Raw genomic sequence first — 20,393 nt, 5'->3', positions numbered from 1 at the left:
ACAAAAGGATGCCGCTCCCATCAGGGCTAGGGCAATCGGTTTCAAATAGACAATTGGTTTAATTGAAACATTTTCTTCAAAGTTTAAAATTTTGAAAAAAGGCGGATGCTAAATTAACACTTTTTATTAGAATTGTTACAAAACGGGAAGGTTATAATCTAAAAGTAATGTTTTGGTAATAATGAGATTTAGGGTTTAATTTCATTATCAATTGATTATGGAAGTTTTTTTCCAAATTAAATTGCTTTGGAATTATTTTTGGTTTGAAGAACTTTGTCAAAGTTTTAAACTTTGACAAAGTTTGATTTTTTACTCTAACTCTTTCTTCAAAAACTTAGCCGTATAACTTTTTTTATTTTTTGCCACTTCTTCCGGAGTTCCTTTTGCGACTAACTGTCCGCCACCTTTTCCTCCTTCAGGGCCGATATCGATAATATAATCGGCAAGTTTAATAACGTCCATATTGTGTTCAATAACAAGAATCGTATTTCCTTTGTCGACCAATTTATTAATAACATCCATCAAAACCCGAATATCTTCAAAATGCAAACCTGTTGTTGGTTCGTCCAAAATATAAAAAGTATTTCCGGTATCTTTTTTAGATAACTCTCCGGCTAATTTAATACGCTGTGCTTCACCGCCAGAAAGCGTTGTACTTTGCTGACCAAGTGTAATATAACCTAAACCTACATCCTGAATCGTTTTTACTTTTCTGTAAATCTTCGGGATATTTTCGAAAAACGGAACCGCTTCATCAACTGTCATGTCCAAAACATCCGAAATGGATTTGCCTTTATATCTGATTTCCAAAGTTTCTCTGTTAAAACGTTTCCCTTGACACGTTTCGCATTCTACATAAACATCTGGAAGAAAGTTCATTTCAATTGTTCGAACTCCAGAACCTTCGCAGGTTTCACAGCGCCCGCCTTTTACGTTGAAACTGAAACGTCCGGCTTTGTAACCTCGAATCATACTTTCAGAAGTCATGGTAAATAAATTTCTGATTTCTGTAAAAACTTCTGTATAAGTCGCCGGATTCGAGCGCGGCGTGCGCCCAATCGGACTTTGGTCAATATCAATTACTTTGTCAATATGTTCTAAACCTTCAATTTTTTTGTAAGGTTGTGGTTTTTTTACGCCATTAAAATAATACGCATTCAAAATAGGGTAGAGCGTCTCATTTATCAAAGTCGATTTTCCACTTCCAGAAACTCCAGTTACACAAGTTAATTGCCCTAACGGAATTTCGATTGAAACATTTTTTAAATTATTTCCTGTTGCTCCGGTCAATTTTAAAAACTTTCCGTTTCCTTCACGACGCTTTTTAGGAATCTCTAATTTCATTGTACCATTCAAATATTGAGCGGTAATCGTGTTTGATTTTAGAGTTTCTGCAGGAGTTCCAATACTGATGATTTCACCTCCATATTTTCCAGCTTTCGGTCCAATATCAATTACATAATCAGCCGTTTCAATCATGTCTTTATCATGTTCCACTACAATAACAGAGTTTCCAATATCACGTAATTGTTCTAAAGAATGAATCAGTTTTTCATTATCTCTTTGGTGCAAACCAATACTTGGTTCGTCCAAAATGTATAAAACACCAACCAATTGCGAACCAATTTGTGTTGCCAATCGAATACGTTGCGCTTCACCGCCCGAAAGCGATTTTGAACTTCGGCTTAAAGCCAAATAATTCAAACCAACATTCATAAGGAAATTCAAACGATCTTTAATTTCTTTTACAACTTCAGAAGCAATCAAAAGTTGTTTGTCTGTCAAATGATTATTTAGATCCTGAAACCAAGCCGTTAAATCTGAAATATCCATATCACACAATTCGGTGATATTTTTTTCATTTACTCTAAAAAACTGTGCTTCTTTTTTAAGACGAGAACCTTCACAAACCGGACAAGGAATTTCGTCCATGAAATCTTTTGCCCAACGTTTTATGCTCGTTGTTGCGCTTTCATCATATTGATTTTTGATGAAATTTGAAATTCCTTCAAAGTCAATTTTATAGTCTCTTGTTACGCCAAGATCTTTTGAGCTTACCGTAAATTTATCTTTTCCGCCATGTAAAATCATGGTCATGGCTTCTTCCGGAATTTTCTCAATTGGATCAGTAAGCTTAAATCCAAATTTTTCTCCAATAGTTTCTAATTGCTTAAAAATCCATGAAGACTTATATTCTCCAAGTGGCACAAAACCACCTGCTTTTATTGATAATTTTGGATTCGGAATTATTTTTTTAACATTGATTTCATGAACCGTTCCTAATCCGTTGCAATGTGGACAAGCACCTTTTGGAGAGTTGAATGAAAATAAATTCGGTTCCGGATTTTGGTACGAAATTCCAGTTGTCGGACACATTAAATTTCTACTGAAATAACGTACTTCATTTGAATCCTGATCTAAAATCATCAGAACATTTTCTCCGTGATGCATTGCAGTATTAATGCTTTCAGCCAATCTTTTCTGATTGTCTGGTGTATCTTCAATCTGCATTCTGTCAACAACAATTTCAATATCGTGCGTTTTGTAACGATCTAATTTCATTCCCGAAACTAAATCCTGAACTTCGCCATTTACACGAACTTTAAGAAATCCTTGTTTGGTTATTTGTTGAAATAATTCGGCGTAATGACCTTTTCTGGCTTTAATAATGGGAGCCAAAATATTGATTCGTTTTCCGTTGTAATCCTGAATAATCAAATCTTTGATTTGTTCATCAGAATAGGAAACCATTTTTTCGCCTGTGTTATAACTGTACGCATCAGCGCCACGAGCGTACAAAAGTCGAAGGAAATCATATATTTCAGTAATAGTACCAACAGTTGATCGCGGACTTTTACTGGTTGTTTTTTGTTCAATTGCAATAACTGGAGAAAGTCCGTCGATTTTGTCCACATCAGGACGTTCTAAGCCTCCAAGAAATTGTCTAGCATATGCTGAAAAAGTTTCAACATAACGACGCTGACCTTCGGCATAGATTGTATCGAATGCCAAAGAAGATTTTCCCGAACCTGATAAACCAGTAATTACAACCAATTTTTCACGCGGAATAGAAATGTCTATATTTTTAAGATTATGAACTCTTGCACCAAGAACTTCAATAGTATTGTCTTTTTCTAACATAATTTTGAGCAAAACGCAAAGTTACCACTTTGATTTGTTCTTTTTGTGCTCGATAGCAAAACTTTATGTTACAATTGGTAACAAAATGGTATTGATTATAAAAGAGCTTTTGAAAATAAAAATAAAAAATGTAATTGTTAGTTTTACTCAATTGTCATCGAACGTAGTTTCATTCGATAAGCTTCAAGTGCAATAGATTTTGAAATAAACCCATAATATTTTTCATTTCGTAAAACGGGAAGGAATGCTGATTTCGAATTTTCAAATTTTTTCATAACGATTTCCATGCTATCAAAAGAAGAAATAGTTGCAGCTGGGGTTTTCATAACATCCTTTATTTGAGTGTATTTGATACGATAAGCATTAAAAATAATTTCTCGAATATCATTGAAATGCACAACACCAACCAAGTCTTTTTCATTATTGACAACGGCAAAAACAACTTGATTTGAATGCGAGATAAGATCAACTAGTTTGGTTAAATTTTCATCAGGATGAACCGTTAAATAATCGCACTGAATAATAGTGTCAATATCTAAAGTCGATAAAATATTTGAATCCTTGTTGCTAGTAAATGCATGCCCTTTTTTAGCCAGATTTTTTACGTCAAGCGAATATTTCTCAAAACGTTTTGAGATTGCGAAACTGATTGAAGAAACTATCATAAGTGGAATCATTAATCCATAACCTCCAGTTATTTCAGCAATAAGGAAAATTGCGGTCAGTGGCGCATGAAATAATCCGCTCAAAATTCCGGCCATTCCTACCATCGTAAAGTTACTGATTGGCAAATTTGATAAACCGGTTAAACTTATAAATTTTGAGAAAAAATAACCTAAATAAGAACCTAAAAATAGAGAAGGAGCAAAATTCCCTCCGTTACCACCGCTTCCAATTGTAAGTCCGGAAGCAAAAACTTTTACCATCATTGTACATCCAACAAATAGTAGCAAAATCCATTGGTTGTTTCTAAAATTAGCAAATAATGTATTGTCTAATAATTGTCCCGGATCACTTTCAGATAAAGTTTTGATGCTTTCATATCCTTCACCAAACAAAGTTGGGAAAATAAAAATCAGCAAGGCCAAAAGCGATGATCCTATTAAAGCTTTTTTATAAGGCCCAATTTCCATTTTTCCAAAGTAATGCTCAACACGCTGAAAGTTACGGGAGTAATAAATAGCCATAAAGCCAGTCAAAAATCCAAGAATAACGTAAAAAGGAATATTATGGTAATTGAAAACTTCCTGCTTTTTAAAAGATAAAAGAATAGTTTCATCTAAAACAATTGCTGAAACCAATGCGCCTGTAGCGGCAGAAATCATAATTGGGGTAAAAGCCGCAATACTTACATCAACTAATAGAACTTCAATAGCAAAAAGAACTCCCGCAATTGGTGCGTTGAAGGCTGCCGCGATTCCGGCAGCAACACCGCATCCAATTAGTAAGGTTCTGTCTTTGTAAGCTAATTTATAATTTTGAGCATAATTAGATCCAAAAGCAGCTCCAGTTACAACAATCGGGCTTTCTAATCCGGCAGAACCTCCTAAACCTACAGTCAAAGAGCTTGTTACAATTTGCGCATACATCTGTTTTTTAGGGATAATACTTGCTTTTTTTGCAACAGCATATAAAATTTGCGACGTTCCTTTTTGTATTGTTCCGTTTAAAACTTTTTTGACAACAAGAACAGTAAGCAGAATTCCAATAATTGGCAGGATACTGTTAATAAAGCTAAGTTTTAAAATTCCACTGATATAGGTTGCAAAAGAAAAAACGCTATGAGCAAAAGTTTTTAAAACAATTACCGCAAAAGCACATGAAATACCGACTAATACGCTCGATAAAAAAATAAACTGCTTTGGCGTCAATAATGATTGAGCTAATGCAATAATAGTTTCTAATTTTCGAAAAAGTCGTTTTATCATAATTTTTTTACAAAGTTGTAGAGGGATACAAATTTAGCTCTAAACAATCAATTTTTTCAAGTTTTTTGATGTAAATGTTTTTAAAATCCTGCTGCCTTATCATCACCGCGAAAATCAGCACCACCTTCTAGCATATTATCAGGCAAGACTAAAATAGCATCAACTTTGCCAATTACCGGAGTTGTTTTTTCATTTATTAAATAACCTTTTGCTTTTAAACTTTCTAATGTTTTATCACTGAAAGTTTTAGGTTCAAAAGTGATCAAATCTGGCAACCATTGATGATGAAAACGTGGTGCATTTACCGCTTCCTGCATACTTAAATTATATTCGTAAACATTTAAAATAGTTTGCAAAACAGAAGTTATAATTGTTGATCCTCCTGGCGAACCTACTACCATAAATAGTTTTCCGTTTTTTTCTACAATTGTTGGCGTCATAGAACTTAGCATTCTTTTTTGTGGAGCAATACTGTTTGCGTCATTTCCAACAAGACCAAACATATTCGGAGATCCCGGTTTTGCACTAAAATCATCCATTTCATTGTTTAAGAAAAAGCCTAATTCATCGCAATAATATTTCGATCCAAATCCGTCATTGATTGTCGTTGTGGCCGAAACGGCGTTTCCAAATTGATCTACAATTGAATAATGGGTTGTCTCTGTACTTTCATTATAAGTCACTGTTCCTTCTTTAATATCTGATGACAAAGTGGCTTTTTCTGCATCAAAATTTGACATTCGCCCTTTAAGATAATCATCAGCCAAAAGACCATTAATTGGAATTTTCACAAAATCTGGATCTCCCAAAAATTGGCTTCTATCGGCATAAGCCCTTCTTTCTGCTTCCACAATAACTTGTATTGATTGCTCTGAGTTATGTCCCATTTTTGAAAGATAAAATGGAGAAATCATTTTCATAATCTGAGCTAGACAAATTCCGCCACTGCTTGGAGGCGCCATTGAAGTAATTTTTAAATCTTTGTAATCAAATTGAAGTGGCTTTCTCCATTTTGCTTCATAAAGTGCCAAATCTTTAAGCGTAATAATGCTTCCTTTTTTCTTTAAATAATCAACTAGAATTTGTGCTGTTTTGCCTTTGTAAAACTCGTCTTTTCCATTTTTTAAAATTCGTTTTAAGGTATTGGCTAGTGCCGGATATTTTATCGTGTCTTTTTCTTTAAAGTTTTTAGCCATAAGTGTATTTGGTCCGTTCACTTTTACAATGGCATCATGATAGGATTCTAATTGCTTTTGCTGTTTTAAAGTAACAACAACGCCTCTTTCTGCAAGTGCAATTACTGGTTTTAAGATTTCGGACATTGGCAGTGAACCTAATTTTTTATGAACAGCAAAAACGCCAGCAATGGTTCCTGGAACTCCAATTGCCAAAGCCGTTTCAGTACTTTTCCCTTTTATGACATTTCCATCTTTATCCAGAAACATATTTTTTGTTGCAGCAAGTGGTGCTTTTTCTCTGTAATCAAGACTTCCAACTTCGCCATTTGCTTTTCGGTATACCATAAATCCACCTCCGCCTAAATTTCCTGCATATGGATAAGCTACTGCTAAGGCTAATTCTGTTGCTGCCATTGCGTCAAATGCATTACCGCCTTTCTTCATTATTTCGACACCAATTTTTGAGGCTTCTTCTCGAGCTGAAACAACCATTGCTTTTGAAGCGGTAAAACCTGTTGGATGCACAGCTTGCTGAGCAAAACTGCAAATTGATATAAGACAGAATAAAAACGAATTTTTTTTCATAAAAAGCATAAATATTAAATCGGTTTGATTTTATAAGGATAGTAATTTTTGATTGGCGTGAAGTCTGAGGTCTTCAAAAAAAACAGTGAATTCCTGCTCAAATTCGGAATAAAATTCTTTTAATTCTTCGCTTGCAAACTGCATTTTTGAAACGTTTCTAGATCTTCGGTCCATTTGAGTCAAGATTTGATGAATTCCTTCAACGGTTCTGTAGCTTAAAAGCCAATTTCTTTCAATCATATACGGCATTAATCCTTGGGTTTTCTCCGTTAAAATGGAATAGTTTTCGTCTAATGATTTATAAAATCGGTTGATGAAACTTTCCAAATTTTCATCGGAATATTTAGTCCAATTTTTAGCTAAAAAATGATCGTACACAATATCTACAATTACACCCGCGTAATGATGATATTTTTCATGCAAACGTTTGGTACTTTGTCTAAAAATATCGTGCGAATCTGTATAAGTATCAATAAATCGGTGCAAAAGAATTCCTTTTTGAACATCTTCTGGAAAATGTTCAAATTGTTTTCCGCGAATGCCATCGGCCATAAAATTGCCAATTTTGATTAAATCATTATCGCCGGAAAGGTATATGTGGGCAAGGAAGTTCATTTTTTTTTTAAGATGCTAAGGTTCTAAGATACTAAGATTCTAAGGTTTTAAGTTGCAAAAAAATAAGTTATTTTAGTAAATGTATGAAAAGTTTTTAATATCAATTTATTGAAGCGTTGTGCAGTCTCTAAACTTGATAATTATTTAAAATCATGACAACCTAGAAACTTTTTAAAAAATCTTAGCACCTTAGTATCTTAGAACCTTAGCATCTTTTCTATATTTGTAATAAAATAACCTTAACTCACAAAAATGACTTTAATAAAATCTATATCCGGAATTCGCGGAACAATTGGTGGAAAAGTAGGTGATAACTTAACTCCAGTTGACGCTGTGAAATTTGCATCGGCTTACGGAACGTTTCTAAAAAATAACACTTCAAAAGAAAAATTAACGGTTGTAATTGGTCGTGATGCCAGAATTTCTGGACCAATGATTCACAATTTGGTTGTGAATACTTTGATTGGTTTAGGAATTGATGTAATTGATCTTGGACTTTCAACAACACCAACTGTTGAAGTTGCTGTTCCGTTAGAAAAAGCAGATGGAGGAATTATCCTGACAGCTTCTCATAATCCAAAACAATGGAATGCGTTAAAATTATTGAATGAAAAAGGGGAGTTTTTAAGCGGTGCTGATGGCGCTAAAATTCTTGAAATTGCAGAAGCTGAAGCTTTTGATTTTTCTGATGTTGATAATTTGGGCGAAATAATTTCAAATGACGCTTATATGGATATTCATATTGACGAAGTTTTAAACTTGCCTTTAGTTGATATTGAAGCAGTAAAAGCGGCTAAATTTAAAGTGGTTGTTGATGGAGTAAATTCATCAGGAGGAATTATTATTCCGAAATTATTAGAATTAATGGGCGTTGAAGTAGTGAAATTGTACTGCGAACCAAACGGACATTTCCCTCATAATCCAGAACCTTTAAAAGAGCATTTAACTGATATTTCTGAATTAGTAGTTAAAGAAAAAGCACATTTAGGAGTTGTGGTTGATCCAGATGTTGATCGTTTGGCTTTCATCAGCGAAGACGGAGAAATGTTTGGTGAAGAATATACTTTAGTAGCTTGTGCCGATTATGTTTTGAGCAAAACTCCTGGAAATACAGTTTCGAATATGTCATCATCACGTGCGTTGCGCGATGTTACAAAAGCGCATAATGGAAATTATGAAGCGAGCGCAGTAGGAGAGGTGAACGTAGTAGAATTAATGAAAAAAAATAATGCAATTATTGGCGGAGAAGGAAACGGTGGTATCATTTATCCTGAATTGCATTACGGAAGAGACAGCTTGGTAGGTGTAGCTTTGTTTTTAACGCATTTAGCAAATAAAAAAATGTCGGTTTCTGCTTTGAGAGCTTCTTATCCAGAATATTATATGAGCAAAAACAAAATCGAATTGACACCGCAAATTGATGTTGATGCCATTTTAACTCAAATGACAGAGAAATATAAAAACGAAGATATTTCGACTATTGATGGTGTAAAAATTGATTTTGCTGAAGAATGGGTTCATTTAAGAAAATCAAATACAGAACCTATTATTCGTATTTATACGGAATCAGCAACGCAGGAAGCAGCTGATAAATTGGCATTAAGAATTATTGATGAAATTAAAGTAATCGCAGGATTATAATCTTTCGATTTAAATAAAAAAATCCTCTTTTGAAATTTCAAAAGAGGATTTTTCAGTTTTATGAAATTCTAATATTTTATTATTTTGATTGATTTTTGAATTTTTCCATAAGAGGCTTTTACGATATAAACTCCAGACGCAAGCCTGTCTCCAATTTTAATATCTTCATTAGTAAAATGATCTTTTGATTGGTAGCAAACAATTCCTTTCATGTCAATAACTTGTATGAATAAAGGCTCGGTATCGACTGATTTGATATGAAGTGTCGATTGGCTTTTTACTGGATTTGGATAAATAGTAAATGAATCTTTTTCGGCGATAGGATCATTAACGCCCAGATTTACTAACGAAAAATCCATATAATTGAAATTCATTCCGTCAGATTTGAATTTGATTTTCATGTACACTTCGCCTTTTGGCAAATAAACGCCGTTTACTTCTTTATTGGTGAAAATTTGCCAATCTCCTGTGGCTGGAAAAGTTTCATCGGTTTTTACTGTAGTTTCGTTTACCAGAATATCAAATTTTCCGCTGTTAGTCGGTGCTGCAACTCTAAACGTTATGTTGTAAGTTCCTGCATCAGCAACGTTCAATAAAAATTCATTCCAGTCGCCAACTTGTATTGACGATACGTGTTCGCCTCCACCAGTGTCCTGAGAAGCCTGTAATCCGGTTCCTCTTCTTCGGTAATGTTTATTCGCAGGTACTTTTCCTGGAACGTTCATTTTTTTAGAAGTATAACTTTCATTAATATACGCTGTTCCAATTGGCTTTAAAACGCCACTTGTCGGACTCAGTAATTGTCCTTCCTGCATGTCAATCCAATCTGCTGGAACACGGCCTGTAAACCAAGAATATCGGTAAATATCTGGATCATTTTCAAAACTGCTCACAACCGCTTTCATAAAACTGATTTTATCAGCTTCGCTTTGAATCACTCGATTTGCAAACTCAGTTACCCAGATTGGGCGGTTAAATGCTTTTAAATTTCCTGTAACTCCAACAACAGAACCAGCAGAGTCATCATAAGTATGAAAAGCAATATAATCGACTTTGCAAGTTGGACATAAATTAAAAAATTCAGTATGCCAGACAACCGGACTGCTGTATCCACCGTAATTATTTGGACCATTATAAGCAGGCGATGCACTGACGATTTCTAAGTTTTTTGCAGCAGCAACTTTTTCAACATTTGCCCAAGCATTTACGGCTTCTTGAGGTGTTAGGCGTGCTCCGTCGTTAAAATTTGGTTCATTGAATGCGAGCAAATACTTAGCTCCGGGCTTAATACTATTGATAAAAGTCTGTAGCTCATTATCATTTAATTTTCCCCAAGCCATTGGCACATATTCAACTCCCAAAGAAGCGTAATTGGCATTGACATCATTTTCAGGAGTTCTGCCCCAATTGTACCACCAAGAGATTCCGGGTTTCAAAGCTTGTAAATCGGCAAGTGAATTATTTCCGTAAGCAATCCCTCTTTTTGGACTTTGAGCAAAGACAGGTTTTGAAAAACTGAGTATTAAAAAAATGAAAAGTAATTTTTTGATCATGGGTTTTAATTTTATAGTGGTTTTTTGGAAAGTTTTAGCTAACTCCAAATGTATACTGTTTGTATAAATTTGTATTTGTTCCAACGTCATAAAAAATCATTACAAAAACACATCAAAGTCTTTCTTTTAAAGGTTTTAAAACTTCATTTTCCAGTTTTGTGAAATTTCCATAAAATAAAAAAGCCCAAAAAAGGATTTATCTTTTTTGGACTTTGATTTTTTTGTTTGAAGTTATTATTGAACGCGATGTTTCCATCTTTTGTGCGTCCATAAATAATATTCTGGTTTTGCAAGAATTTGCTTTTCGACTTCGTTCAAATACTTTTCTGTAATTTTAAAATCTTCATAATCTTTCGGATTATCAGCAATCGGAATAAATGTTGCTTCATAAAATCCTCTCTTGATTTTTTTTACGTTTACGAAAATAACACTCAAATCATATTTTTTTGCCAGCATTTCTGCGCCAGTGTGTACAGGAACTTCAACGCCCATAAATTTCATCGAATGAAAAATTCGGTCCAATTTTGGCGATTGATCACTTGCCAAACCATACATGCTTAAAATTCCGTCACGCTGGTTTTGTGCCATTGTTGGGATTGCTTTTTTGGTTTCGATCATTTCGGTATTGTATTTTGAACGGATTTTTCGAACCAATTTATCAAAATAAGGATTCGCCAGTTTTTTGTAAACAGCAACGCCCTGAAAACCAATTTTCGGATTAATTGTCATAAGCCATTCATAACTTGCATAATGTGAAGCTACAAGAATAACGCTTTTGCCTTTTTTCGCATAATCCAAAACTAAATCAAGATTAGTTACCTGAAATCTCTTTTCCATTTCTTTCGGAGAAATGCTCATGGTTTTTATCATCTCCAAAAACATATCACACATATGTTTATAGAATTTTTTCTCGATAATTTTTCTTTCTGAATCATTTAAATGAGGCAAAGCCAATGCAAGATTCGCTCGAACGACTTTTCTTCTGTAGCCAATAACATGATAAACCAGAAAGTAGACGAAATCTGAAAACAAGTAAAACAAACGAAATGGAAGTATAGAAATAAGCCAAAGCAAAGGGTAGGCTAAAATATAGACAAGAAACTGCATTTATTTTTTTTTTACAAATATAAATCAAAAATTTATAGCCAGCGATATTTCGGTTTAACCCTAACATATGTTTAAGAATAACTATATTTACCATTCAAATTAAATATATTTTATGAATATTATTTTAGCAGGGATTATCGTTGCCAATGCTGTTATTAGTTACAAAGGTTTTAATGATCTTTCTTTTTTTAGAAAATACGAATTTCACGTAGGAAGTATTCGTTCAGGAGAACAAATAAGAATGTTCTCTTCCGGTTTTTTGCATGTAGATATGATGCATTTAATATTTAATATGCTGACTCTTTACTTTTTTGCGCCAACTGTTATAGACAATCTTCACGCTTTTTCGTTTATTTTAATTTATTTTGGAAGTTTGATTTTTGGAAATCTTCTTACAATGATGTTTCATAAAAACGACTACAGCTATCGTGCCGTTGGAGCTTCGGGAGCGGTAATGGGAGTTTTGTATTCTTCCATTTTATTAGAACCAAATAATGAGTTGTTGATCTATGGTGTCATACCAATTCAAGGTTATATTTTCGGAATTTTATATTTGTTGTATTCCATTTATGGAATGAAAGCAAAAAATGATAATATTGGACATACGGCCCACTTTGGAGGTGCTATAGGAGGATATTTGATTACTTTGATAAAACAACCTTCATTAATTACTGATCATACTTTCATTGTTATTTTGCTTCTAGTTCCAATTATTATACTTTTTGGAATGGCTAAATTAGGAAAATTGTAAGGCTGGCACAACTTTTGAAATGCCCTTATCAATAATTTAAAATATAACAAAAATGAAAAAAGTAGTATTATTTTTAACAATCATGTTTATGACTATGTCTTACGGCCAAGAAACCAAACAAATGCCTCTTATCAATGTTAACGGCGAAGGAAAAGTAAAAGTAGCACCTGATCAGGTTTGTATTTCGGCTACGGTTGAAACAAAAGGGAATAATGCTAAAGACGTCAAAAAACAAAATGACGAGAAAATGGACGCTGTTTTAAAATTCATTAAAAAGATGAATATCCCAACAGCTGATTTCAAAACAAAACAAGTAGCTTTGAATCCGCAGTATGATTACGAAAAGAAAAAAACGAGTTATAATGCGACGCAAACTGTAGAAATTATCGTAAAAGATTTATCTAAATACGATGAACTAATGGAAGGTTTGGTACAGCAAGGAATAAACAGAATTGACCGAGTTACTTTTGAATCTTCAAAAGAAGCGCAATTGCAGATTGAAGCTAGAAAATTAGCAATGAAAGATGCTAAATCAAAAGCTGAGGATTATGTATCGGTTTTAGGTCAAAAAGTTGGAAAAGCTTTTACCATTTCTGATAACTCACAAGTTTACCGCCCACAGCCAATGTATGCTATGAAATCTATGGCAATGGATAGCGCTGGAGCATCAAACGAAACGCTAGCAATTGGCGAAATTGAAATTACAGCAAATGTTAGTGTGAGTTTTATTTTGGACTAAATTTTTAAAAATCCAATAATTTAAAATCCAAATCCCAACTTTAAAATTGGGATTTGGATTTTTTTGTTTCTATACTTTTCCTGATACTTAATGTAATTTAAGTGGCATCTTTCTTTAGTAATTGATTATTTTCGCAACTTTTAAATGTATTTTATGCGATTATTAGTTTTACTTGGAATTTTTATTTCCTCTTTTTATGCCGAAGCACAATCTATAAATGGAATTATTAATGATAAAGACGGAAAATCTCTGTCTGATGTTTTAATTCGAAATTTAGTTTCTAAAACCCACGCTCATACGGATATAAATGGAAAATTCGCTTTAGAAGAAACAAAAATAGGCGACAGTCTTCAGGTTTCTAAGCAAGGATATACGACACAGAACATTCAAGTGTCATCTGTTGATTTAATTTCTATTCAGCTTGAAGAAAAACCTTTTTTATTGGAAGAGGTTACAATTACGAATAATTTAAAGTATCTAAATACAATTTCTAAAATTGATTTAGAAATTCAGCCTGTTTCCAATTCTCAGGATTTGCTGCGAAAAGTTCCAGGGCTTTTTATTGGACAGCATGCTGGTGGCGGAAAAGCAGAACAAATTTTTCTAAGAGGTTTTGACTGTGATCATGGAACCGATATTAATGTTTCTGTTGACGGAATGCCGGTAAATATGGTTTCGCACGCGCACGGTCAAGGTTACGCTGATCTTCATTTTGTAATTCCTGAAACCGTTGATAATATTGATTTTGACAAAGGATCCTATTTTGCTGATAAAGGCGACTTTACAACCGCTGGATATGTAGGTTTTAATACCAAAAATGCGTTGCAGAATAGTACAATTTCTTTTGAAGGTGGACAGTTTGATACTTTTCGAACTGTTGCTGTATTTAATTTATTGAATAAAGAAAATCAGTCGGCTTATTTTGCAGGAGAATATATGATGACCGATGGTTATTTTGATGCGCCTCAAAATTTTAACCGAATTAATCTATTCGGAAAATATACAGCTAAAATGAATAATGGAGATCATTTAGGATTGTCTGTTTCACATTTTAAAAGTCAGTGGGACGCAAGCGGACAGATTCCGGATCGTGCTGTAAACGACGGAACAATTTCTCATTATGGCGCAATTGATTCAAATGAAGGCGGGAATACAGGAAGAACTAATTTTAATTTGCAATATGATGCCAAAATTGATGAAAATACAAAGATTAAAAACACGGCATATTTGAGCAAATACGATTTTGAATTGTATTCTAATTTTACTTTTTTTCTGAATGATCCAGTAAATGGCGACCAGATCAAACAAAAAGAAAACAGGACTATTGTGGGCTTTCAGTCTGAATTTGATCAAAAACTGAATGAAAAATGGGTTTTTAGATTAGGAGCTGGATTACGAAATGATAATAACAAAGATGTTGAATTGTCGCATACCTTAAATAGAAGAACAGTTCTGGATTATTTGAGTTTAGGAAACGTTAATCAGACTAATCTTTTTACCTATACTAGTTTTGATTTTACATCTGGAAAATGGCTGATTAATTCAGGTTTGCGTTTGGATTATTTCAAATTTGGCTACGAAGATCAATTGGCGCCAACTTATACAAATCAAACGCAGACAAAAGCAATTTTAAGTCCGAAACTAAATTTTTCATATACTCAGAATACCGAATTACAGTATTTCTTAAAATTAGGAAAAGGTTTTCACAGCAATGATACGCGCGTAGTGGTTGCTCAAAAAGGCGAAAAAATCCTTCCTGAAACATATGGCGCTGATTTAGGGATTAATTGGAAACCTTTTCCAAGAATGATTATTAATTCGGCAATTTGGTATTTATATTTAGCGCAAGAATTTGTTTATGTTGGAGATGAAGCGGTAGTTGAACCAAGCGGAAAAACAGAAAGAAAAGGTTTTGATTTTGGTTTTAGATATCAATTGACCAATTGGCTTTTCTGGAACACAGATTATACCTATACGCATGCAAGATCTTTATATGAACAAAAAGGAAATGATTATTTGCCATTGGCTCCAGTACATACTTTAATGAACGGATTTTCGGTGAAAGATTTAAAAGGGTTTTCAGGAAGCTTAAGAACACGATTTTTAGGTGACCGTCCGGCGAATGAAGATAATTCGGTAGTAGCTAAAGGATATTGCATCACAGATTTTTCGGTAAATTATCAAATTAAAAAAGTATCAATAGGAGTAAATATTGATAACATTTTCAATACAAAATGGAAAGAAACTCAATTCCTGACAGAATCTAGATTAGCCAACGAAACCGATCCGGTTGAAGAAATTCATTTTACGGCTGGAACTCCATTTAATGCAAGATTGATTTTGAAATATAGCTGGTAGTTTTAGTAAACAATTCTTCAGCTTATAGCGAATTATTCCAACGAAATAATAATTAGGAACTAAACAAAAGTCAAATTCCTGATTGATAAATTAGATTTTTAACAAACAAAAAAACTGCGAAAAGGCTGAAGCTTTTTCGCAGTTTTTTTTTTAAATGAGAGGACATTAAACTAAAAACAAAGTCTGATTTTTTCAGTTACGGTTGAAAGTTCTATTAAATAAAAATTCCAATTGAGCTGATTGTTAGAAGAGTTATTTGGTAATAATGATATTGATCTAAATACGGAATACGTAAAAAAAACAAGAAAAAACGCATTTTGGATTAGGGGATATAGATGGTTTTATACACTTATATATTAGTATGAAAAATAATACATCTAACCGGTACAATATTCTCAAACAAATCTATTTGAATTTTTTAAGTAGAGAACTAAATATTTAATCATGAAACCAAGTAAAAACCAGATTTCTTTATTGTCAGGGCAATTCTTTGCCATACTTTTTTTTCTAACTTTTTCTTTTTCAGCTTTTGCACAGAAAGTCATAATTAAAGGGGTTTTTGAAAAAGTACCAAATGGGGTTCATATATCTTTGCTGAACAAATATTTTGACAGCAAACACGAGGATTCTTCCGTTCAAATTCCTATAGATTCAAAAGGAAATTTTAATATTGAAATTGATATTTCACATCCTCAAATCGTTGCTTTTGTTTATTATATTAAGAGCACGATGACCTTAACGTCATGTGATTTATTTATTTCGCCAGGAGATGATCTTCGCATTACAATTGATTCATCATTAAAAGCAGAAAATATTAAAGTTACGGGATCACATCAAGAGAATAACCAGTTGCTAAATTCTTTGTCACGCTTTGACGAGCAAAAATTTGAAGGCGATACTCTTCCTGATAGGGTTTATAAAGAAATTGAAAGCATTGCATTAAAAAATAAAAGCGTTCTGGATAAATATATCAAAACCCATAAACCTTCAAAGGAATTTATAAAAACATGGCAAATTAATCTAGAATATTTAGCTCCTGAAGCTTTTTATTCCTTTGAGCAAAATAACAAATTTAATAATCAAAAGGCTTATGCCCGTAATTTGAATAAATGGAAAAAATGTAGGGAGGAATTATTTTCTAAAATTAAAATCAACAATGATGAAGCTATTAATGCTCCCTATTATCGTTGTTTTGTTTTTGATATTTTAGGACGAAAAAAAGAAGAACTATGGCGCGAGGCTTCTGGGGCTAATAAAGAGGTCTTTTTTAAGGAATGGTATAATGCTTCTGTAGACTTTTTTTTGCTGATAGGACAAATCTATTTACAGAGAAAATTATTCAAAAATATTATACCGGAAAATCTGCAGAATATGCTTATGCGGTGTTTTTTACACAATCTCTTTATGATGAGAATAATAAAAATTTGCCCCAAATCTTCGAAAATTTCAAGAATAAGTTCCCTAATAGCAACTACATAAATCAATTTGAACCCATGATTAACGAAATCATTGAAAAGAATAAAAAACCTTTGAATGATAAAATGGTTTTTGTTGACAAAGGGGATCAGTTGAAAACTTTTGAGGAAATCATTGGCCAGTTTAAAGGAAAGACCGTTTTGATTGATATGTGGGGGACATGGTGTGCACCTTGCCGAAAAGAAATCAATGAGCACAGTAAGGCTTTGCATGATTATTTCAAAGATAAAGACATTCAATTCCTATATGTTGCCAATCATGATAGCCATAATCCTGAGAACTGGAAAAAGTTCATCTCGTATGAAAGTTTAGAAGGATTTCACATTCTTGCGAATGAGGCGCTAACAAAAGATATTATGACTAAAACCAAAGGGGATGGGTATCCAACCTATATTGTCTTAAGTAAGGATGGCAGTTATGAGCTTTCGAAAGCAGGATATCCTATGAAAAGAGAAGTGTTAATACAACAGTTGGAATCAGCGCTTATCAAGTAAAAAAAGCTAAGCGCAAAAGAATTATAAGAAGTAGATCGAGTTGATCTGATCTATTGATATCAAAAAAACAAGACGTTAGCCTCTTTTGCTGTAAGCCGTCTTGTTTTTTTTTGTAAAAAGACATCACCTCCAACTTAGAACTGTAATAAAAAAAAACGCTCTATTTTTCTACAATAAATGGAGATAATGATAATGTGTTATATTTTGATGTATTCATATGAAATTAGTTAATTATATATGTATATTAAAACTAATTTAATGATTATGTGGTGGATAGGTAGGTTTTGTGAAAATTTTTCTGATATTTATTGCCAATATAAATTATTGTTTTTAATAAATAAATTCTACTGTAGATATGAGACAACTTTGCTTATTATTTTTCTTTTCAATAACTTCTTCAGCTCAATTATCACCGTCAGTAAGTAAATATGATTTGGCTAAAAAAAGATATTTAATTAAATCCTGCGCTAATTTTTTATACGGAACCAACCAAGGTGCAATCGACGTTGATAGTTCGTTGGTTTTAGCAAGCAAAGCTTATAAATTGCCTGTTTCACTTGCTTATGATGAAGGTTATAATGATGGTTCAGGACTTAATTGACAAAGGAAATATTAGCTTGGCAAAAAGACTCCTTGCTACATCCAAAGATGATGAAAGGATTAAATTATTGTTGCAGCTTGGAAGCCTTTATCTCTTTAAGCCAGGAACCAAAACTGAGGATTTGCAAAATGCTTTTGGATATATTAAGGAGGCTGTTGATTATAGCAATAAGCTTAAGGTAAAAAAATGGCAGCATCAAAGCGAAATTTTGCTCGGTAGATACTATTTTCAGGCCAATAATGAGTCTGCAGGTAAGAACTCTTTTGAAAAAGTTATTAATGAATCCCGAAAGGAGAATAATAAGATTACTCTTGCTTATGCTTTAGAGTGTTATGGGAATCTTTTAACCAACTTCGATCCTGAAAAAGAAAAAATTTTTAAAGAAGTAGCTTTTTTATACGCATCATTAGGGTTAGAGGAAAAAAGGATTGATAGCGAGCAAAGACTTAGCACTATTTATTTTTGGACAGGACGAATAAATATTGCAAAAAAAAGATTTTATCAAGATCTGATTGACTTGAGAAAAATTGGTTTCACTCATGAGCAATTTACAGAAAATACTATTGCATTTATAGAATTGTATCAACACAATAATAAAAGTGCCTTGTATTATGCTTTAAAAAGTGTAAAAAGAATGGAAGATGAAAAAGATTTTACTTTAGGGGATATTACCTATTTGCGACTTGGTGACGTCTACAACACAATGGGTTATAATGAGGAAGCCTTGGAAATGTTCAAAAAAAGTATTGAAGTAAGTCAGAATGTCCTAAATAATGGATTTTGGTATCAAAGTATTTTTAGTGCAATTGATGCCATGTCAGATAAGGGAAAGAATAGGGAAGCTCTTGACTTTATTAGTTCGATAAAAACCAAATATCCACCAACAGGCACATTTGGCAAAATGCTGCTTGCCTATCGAACAGCTGTGTGTTATATGCGAATGAAAAATTTTATCCAAACTGAAAAATATTTTAAAGAAATGGATTACTATGCTGCACAACTGAAAGATTCCTATACCTTTAATGACGTTGCTGTTGCATATACAGAAATGGCTTTATTTTATGCCGAAACAAATCGCCTTAAGCTTGCCGAGTATTATACTAATAAAGTTTTCTTATTAGGCAAAATTCATCAAAAAACATACAATTCAGAAATGTTTCAAATTTTGCTATCAAAAACAGATTCCCTGAAGGGTAATTATAAGGGAGCATTGACCCATTTCCAGAATTATAAAAATATATATGATTCAATTTCGAATAGTACACAAAACAATCAAATTGAAGAACTCAAAATAGCATATGAAACAAAAAATAAGGAAGAAAAAATTAAATTATTAGGTGATCAGTCAAAATTACAGGAAAGAGAGTTACAAAAGTCACAACTTTTAAATACGGTATCGATTTGGAGTCTAGTTTTGTTAGTTGCTGTTATTGGTCTTTTATTTAACAGATACCGAGCAAAACAGAGAACTAATGCCAAGCTGGAACAGAAGGAAAAGGAAATCAATCAGAAAAACAGCAATTTGAGCCATTTGCTGAATGAAAAAGAATGGCTTTTGAAAGAAATTCATCATAGAGTAAAAAATAATCTGCAGACCGTTATAAGTCTTTTGAATTCGCAATCAGCTTATTTGGATAATGATAAGGCGCTCTCTGCGATAAAAAACAGTCAGAATAGAATATACTCCATGTCTCTTATTCATCAAAAACTTTACAGTGCTGAAAATGTATCGACAATCAACATGCAGAATTACGTGAAAGAGCTTGTAGGATATCTAAAAGAGTCTTTTTCATTAGGACAAAGAGTGCGTTTCGAAGTAATAATAGATCCGTTAGAACTTGATGTGGTACAGGCAGTTCCTATAGGTCTTATATTGAATGAAGCGATTACTAATTCTCTAAAATATGCATTTCCGCATGATAGAACAGGAATAATAGCTGTTTCGCTTCAAGCTGGAACAGCAAGTCATTATCAATTGATCATTTCTGATAATGGAATTGGTATTGACACTGATTTCAACCAAAAAAAAACTAAATCATTTGGTATGAGTTTGATTAAAGGCCTTACCGAAGATATAGGAGGAAACCTCAAAATAGAGAATGATAATGGAACAGTTTTGAGAATTGATTTTAAAGTTGAATTTCCAATCAGTAAAAAGTTTGGTGCTGATAATGTAGTAAATATTTAGAATTCAGGTCAAAATTGCCACAGAGATTTCGCAATGAT

The 20,393-nt window shown here is 33.0% G+C and carries 14 protein-coding genes; 8 read left to right on the top strand and 6 right to left on the bottom strand.

What is annotated here, in order from left to right; translation table 11 throughout:
- Positions 1 to 309: 309 nt before the first annotated feature.
- The 4 genes from uvrA to RB619_RS14205 all read right to left on the bottom strand — a co-directional run bounded on the left by uvrA (position 310) and on the right by RB619_RS14205 (position 7,447).
- The gene (gene uvrA, locus RB619_RS14220) at positions 310 to 3,141 is read right to left on the bottom strand and encodes an excinuclease ABC subunit UvrA (protein WP_308098559.1); all 2,832 of its coding nucleotides are present in this window, start codon (positions 3,139 to 3,141) and stop codon (positions 310 to 312) included.
- Between the two features lie 143 nt (positions 3,142 to 3,284).
- Positions 3,285 to 5,069 carry a chloride channel protein gene (locus tag RB619_RS14215; RefSeq protein WP_308098557.1) on the bottom strand — a complete coding sequence of 595 codons (1,785 nt, stop codon included), beginning with the start codon at positions 5,067 to 5,069 and terminating at the stop codon, positions 3,285 to 3,287.
- A gap of 80 nt (positions 5,070 to 5,149) precedes the next feature.
- Positions 5,150 to 6,832 (bottom strand): gamma-glutamyltransferase, encoded by a 1,683-nt coding sequence (ggt, locus tag RB619_RS14210; RefSeq protein ID WP_308098555.1) that lies wholly within the window; start codon positions 6,830 to 6,832, stop codon positions 5,150 to 5,152.
- 30 nt (positions 6,833 to 6,862) lie between these two features.
- Positions 6,863 to 7,447, bottom strand: a complete 585-nt coding sequence (locus tag RB619_RS14205) for an acyl carrier protein phosphodiesterase (protein WP_308098553.1) — start codon at positions 7,445 to 7,447, stop codon at positions 6,863 to 6,865.
- 252 nt (positions 7,448 to 7,699) lie between these two features.
- Between RB619_RS14205 and glmM the strand changes: the two genes are divergently transcribed.
- Positions 7,700 to 9,088 carry a phosphoglucosamine mutase gene (glmM, locus tag RB619_RS14200; protein WP_308098551.1) on the top strand — a complete coding sequence of 463 codons (1,389 nt, stop codon included), beginning with the start codon at positions 7,700 to 7,702 and terminating at the stop codon, positions 9,086 to 9,088.
- A 68-nt stretch (positions 9,089 to 9,156) separates the two neighbouring features.
- Here glmM and RB619_RS14195 read toward each other — a convergent pair whose 3' ends face one another.
- Both RB619_RS14195 and RB619_RS14190 read right to left on the bottom strand, forming a co-directional pair.
- Positions 9,157 to 10,641 (bottom strand): glycosyl hydrolase, encoded by a 1,485-nt coding sequence (locus tag RB619_RS14195; RefSeq protein WP_308098549.1) that lies wholly within the window; start codon positions 10,639 to 10,641, stop codon positions 9,157 to 9,159.
- A gap of 234 nt (positions 10,642 to 10,875) precedes the next feature.
- On the bottom strand, positions 10,876 to 11,748 hold the full coding sequence (locus tag RB619_RS14190; protein WP_308098547.1) for a lysophospholipid acyltransferase family protein: 873 nt from the start codon (positions 11,746 to 11,748) through the stop codon (positions 10,876 to 10,878).
- A 112-nt stretch (positions 11,749 to 11,860) separates the two neighbouring features.
- On the opposite strand from RB619_RS14190, the gene RB619_RS14185 reads away from it, so the two are divergent.
- From RB619_RS14185 to RB619_RS14155, 7 genes are all read left to right on the top strand, one after another.
- On the top strand, positions 11,861 to 12,499 hold the full coding sequence (locus RB619_RS14185) for a rhomboid family intramembrane serine protease (protein ID WP_308098545.1): 639 nt from the start codon (positions 11,861 to 11,863) through the stop codon (positions 12,497 to 12,499).
- Between the two features lie 52 nt (positions 12,500 to 12,551).
- A complete protein-coding gene (locus tag RB619_RS14180) occupies positions 12,552 to 13,238 on the top strand; it encodes an SIMPL domain-containing protein (RefSeq protein ID WP_308098543.1) in 687 nt (228 codons plus the stop codon).
- 153 nt (positions 13,239 to 13,391) lie between these two features.
- Positions 13,392 to 15,596: a TonB-dependent receptor plug domain-containing protein gene (locus tag RB619_RS14175; RefSeq protein WP_308098541.1), complete on the top strand. Its 2,205-nt coding sequence runs from the start codon at positions 13,392 to 13,394 to the stop codon at positions 15,594 to 15,596.
- Between the two features lie 444 nt (positions 15,597 to 16,040).
- On the top strand, positions 16,041 to 17,075 hold the full coding sequence (locus tag RB619_RS14170) for a hypothetical protein (RefSeq protein ID WP_308098539.1): 1,035 nt from the start codon (positions 16,041 to 16,043) through the stop codon (positions 17,073 to 17,075).
- Between the two features lie 14 nt (positions 17,076 to 17,089).
- Positions 17,090 to 17,566, top strand: a complete 477-nt coding sequence (locus tag RB619_RS14165; protein ID WP_308098537.1) for a TlpA disulfide reductase family protein — start codon at positions 17,090 to 17,092, stop codon at positions 17,564 to 17,566.
- A 355-nt stretch (positions 17,567 to 17,921) separates the two neighbouring features.
- Positions 17,922 to 18,167 (top strand): hypothetical protein, encoded by a 246-nt coding sequence (locus RB619_RS14160; protein WP_308098535.1) that lies wholly within the window; start codon positions 17,922 to 17,924, stop codon positions 18,165 to 18,167.
- Positions 18,145 to 20,355, top strand: coding sequence for a sensor histidine kinase (locus RB619_RS14155; protein ID WP_308098533.1), 2,211 nt, complete (start codon positions 18,145 to 18,147; stop codon positions 20,353 to 20,355). The genes RB619_RS14160 and RB619_RS14155 overlap by 23 nt, the downstream gene beginning before the upstream one ends.
- Positions 20,356 to 20,393: the final 38 nt, after the last annotated feature.

It is taken from the genome of Flavobacterium sp. LHD-80, assembly GCF_030929605.1.
Taxonomy (GTDB): Bacteria; Bacteroidota; Bacteroidia; order Flavobacteriales; family Flavobacteriaceae; genus Flavobacterium.
Note: the sequence above shows the minus strand (reverse complement) of the source record. Positions and strands in the feature narration are given on the sequence as shown.

Excerpts from the sequence above, each read along its gene's own strand:
- uvrA (WP_308098559.1), bottom strand. The coding sequence starts at position 3,141 with ATGTTAGAAAAAGACAATACTATTGAAGTTCTTGGTGCAAGAGTTCAT.
- RB619_RS14215 (WP_308098557.1), bottom strand. The coding sequence starts at position 5,069 with ATGATAAAACGACTTTTTCGAAAATTAGAAACTATTATTGCATTAGCT.
- ggt (WP_308098555.1), bottom strand. The coding sequence starts at position 6,832 with ATGAAAAAAAATTCGTTTTTATTCTGTCTTATATCAATTTGCAGTTTT.
- RB619_RS14205 (WP_308098553.1), bottom strand. The coding sequence starts at position 7,447 with ATGAACTTCCTTGCCCACATATACCTTTCCGGCGATAATGATTTAATC.
- glmM (WP_308098551.1), top strand. The coding sequence starts at position 7,700 with ATGACTTTAATAAAATCTATATCCGGAATTCGCGGAACAATTGGTGGA.
- RB619_RS14195 (WP_308098549.1), bottom strand. The coding sequence starts at position 10,641 with ATGATCAAAAAATTACTTTTCATTTTTTTAATACTCAGTTTTTCAAAA.
- RB619_RS14190 (WP_308098547.1), bottom strand. The coding sequence starts at position 11,748 with ATGCAGTTTCTTGTCTATATTTTAGCCTACCCTTTGCTTTGGCTTATT.
- RB619_RS14185 (WP_308098545.1), top strand. The coding sequence starts at position 11,861 with ATGAATATTATTTTAGCAGGGATTATCGTTGCCAATGCTGTTATTAGT.
- RB619_RS14180 (WP_308098543.1), top strand. The coding sequence starts at position 12,552 with ATGAAAAAAGTAGTATTATTTTTAACAATCATGTTTATGACTATGTCT.
- RB619_RS14175 (WP_308098541.1), top strand. The coding sequence starts at position 13,392 with ATGCGATTATTAGTTTTACTTGGAATTTTTATTTCCTCTTTTTATGCC.
- RB619_RS14170 (WP_308098539.1), top strand. The coding sequence starts at position 16,041 with ATGAAACCAAGTAAAAACCAGATTTCTTTATTGTCAGGGCAATTCTTT.
- RB619_RS14165 (WP_308098537.1), top strand. The coding sequence starts at position 17,090 with ATGATTAACGAAATCATTGAAAAGAATAAAAAACCTTTGAATGATAAA.
- RB619_RS14160 (WP_308098535.1), top strand. The coding sequence starts at position 17,922 with ATGAGACAACTTTGCTTATTATTTTTCTTTTCAATAACTTCTTCAGCT.
- RB619_RS14155 (WP_308098533.1), top strand. The coding sequence starts at position 18,145 with ATGATGGTTCAGGACTTAATTGACAAAGGAAATATTAGCTTGGCAAAA.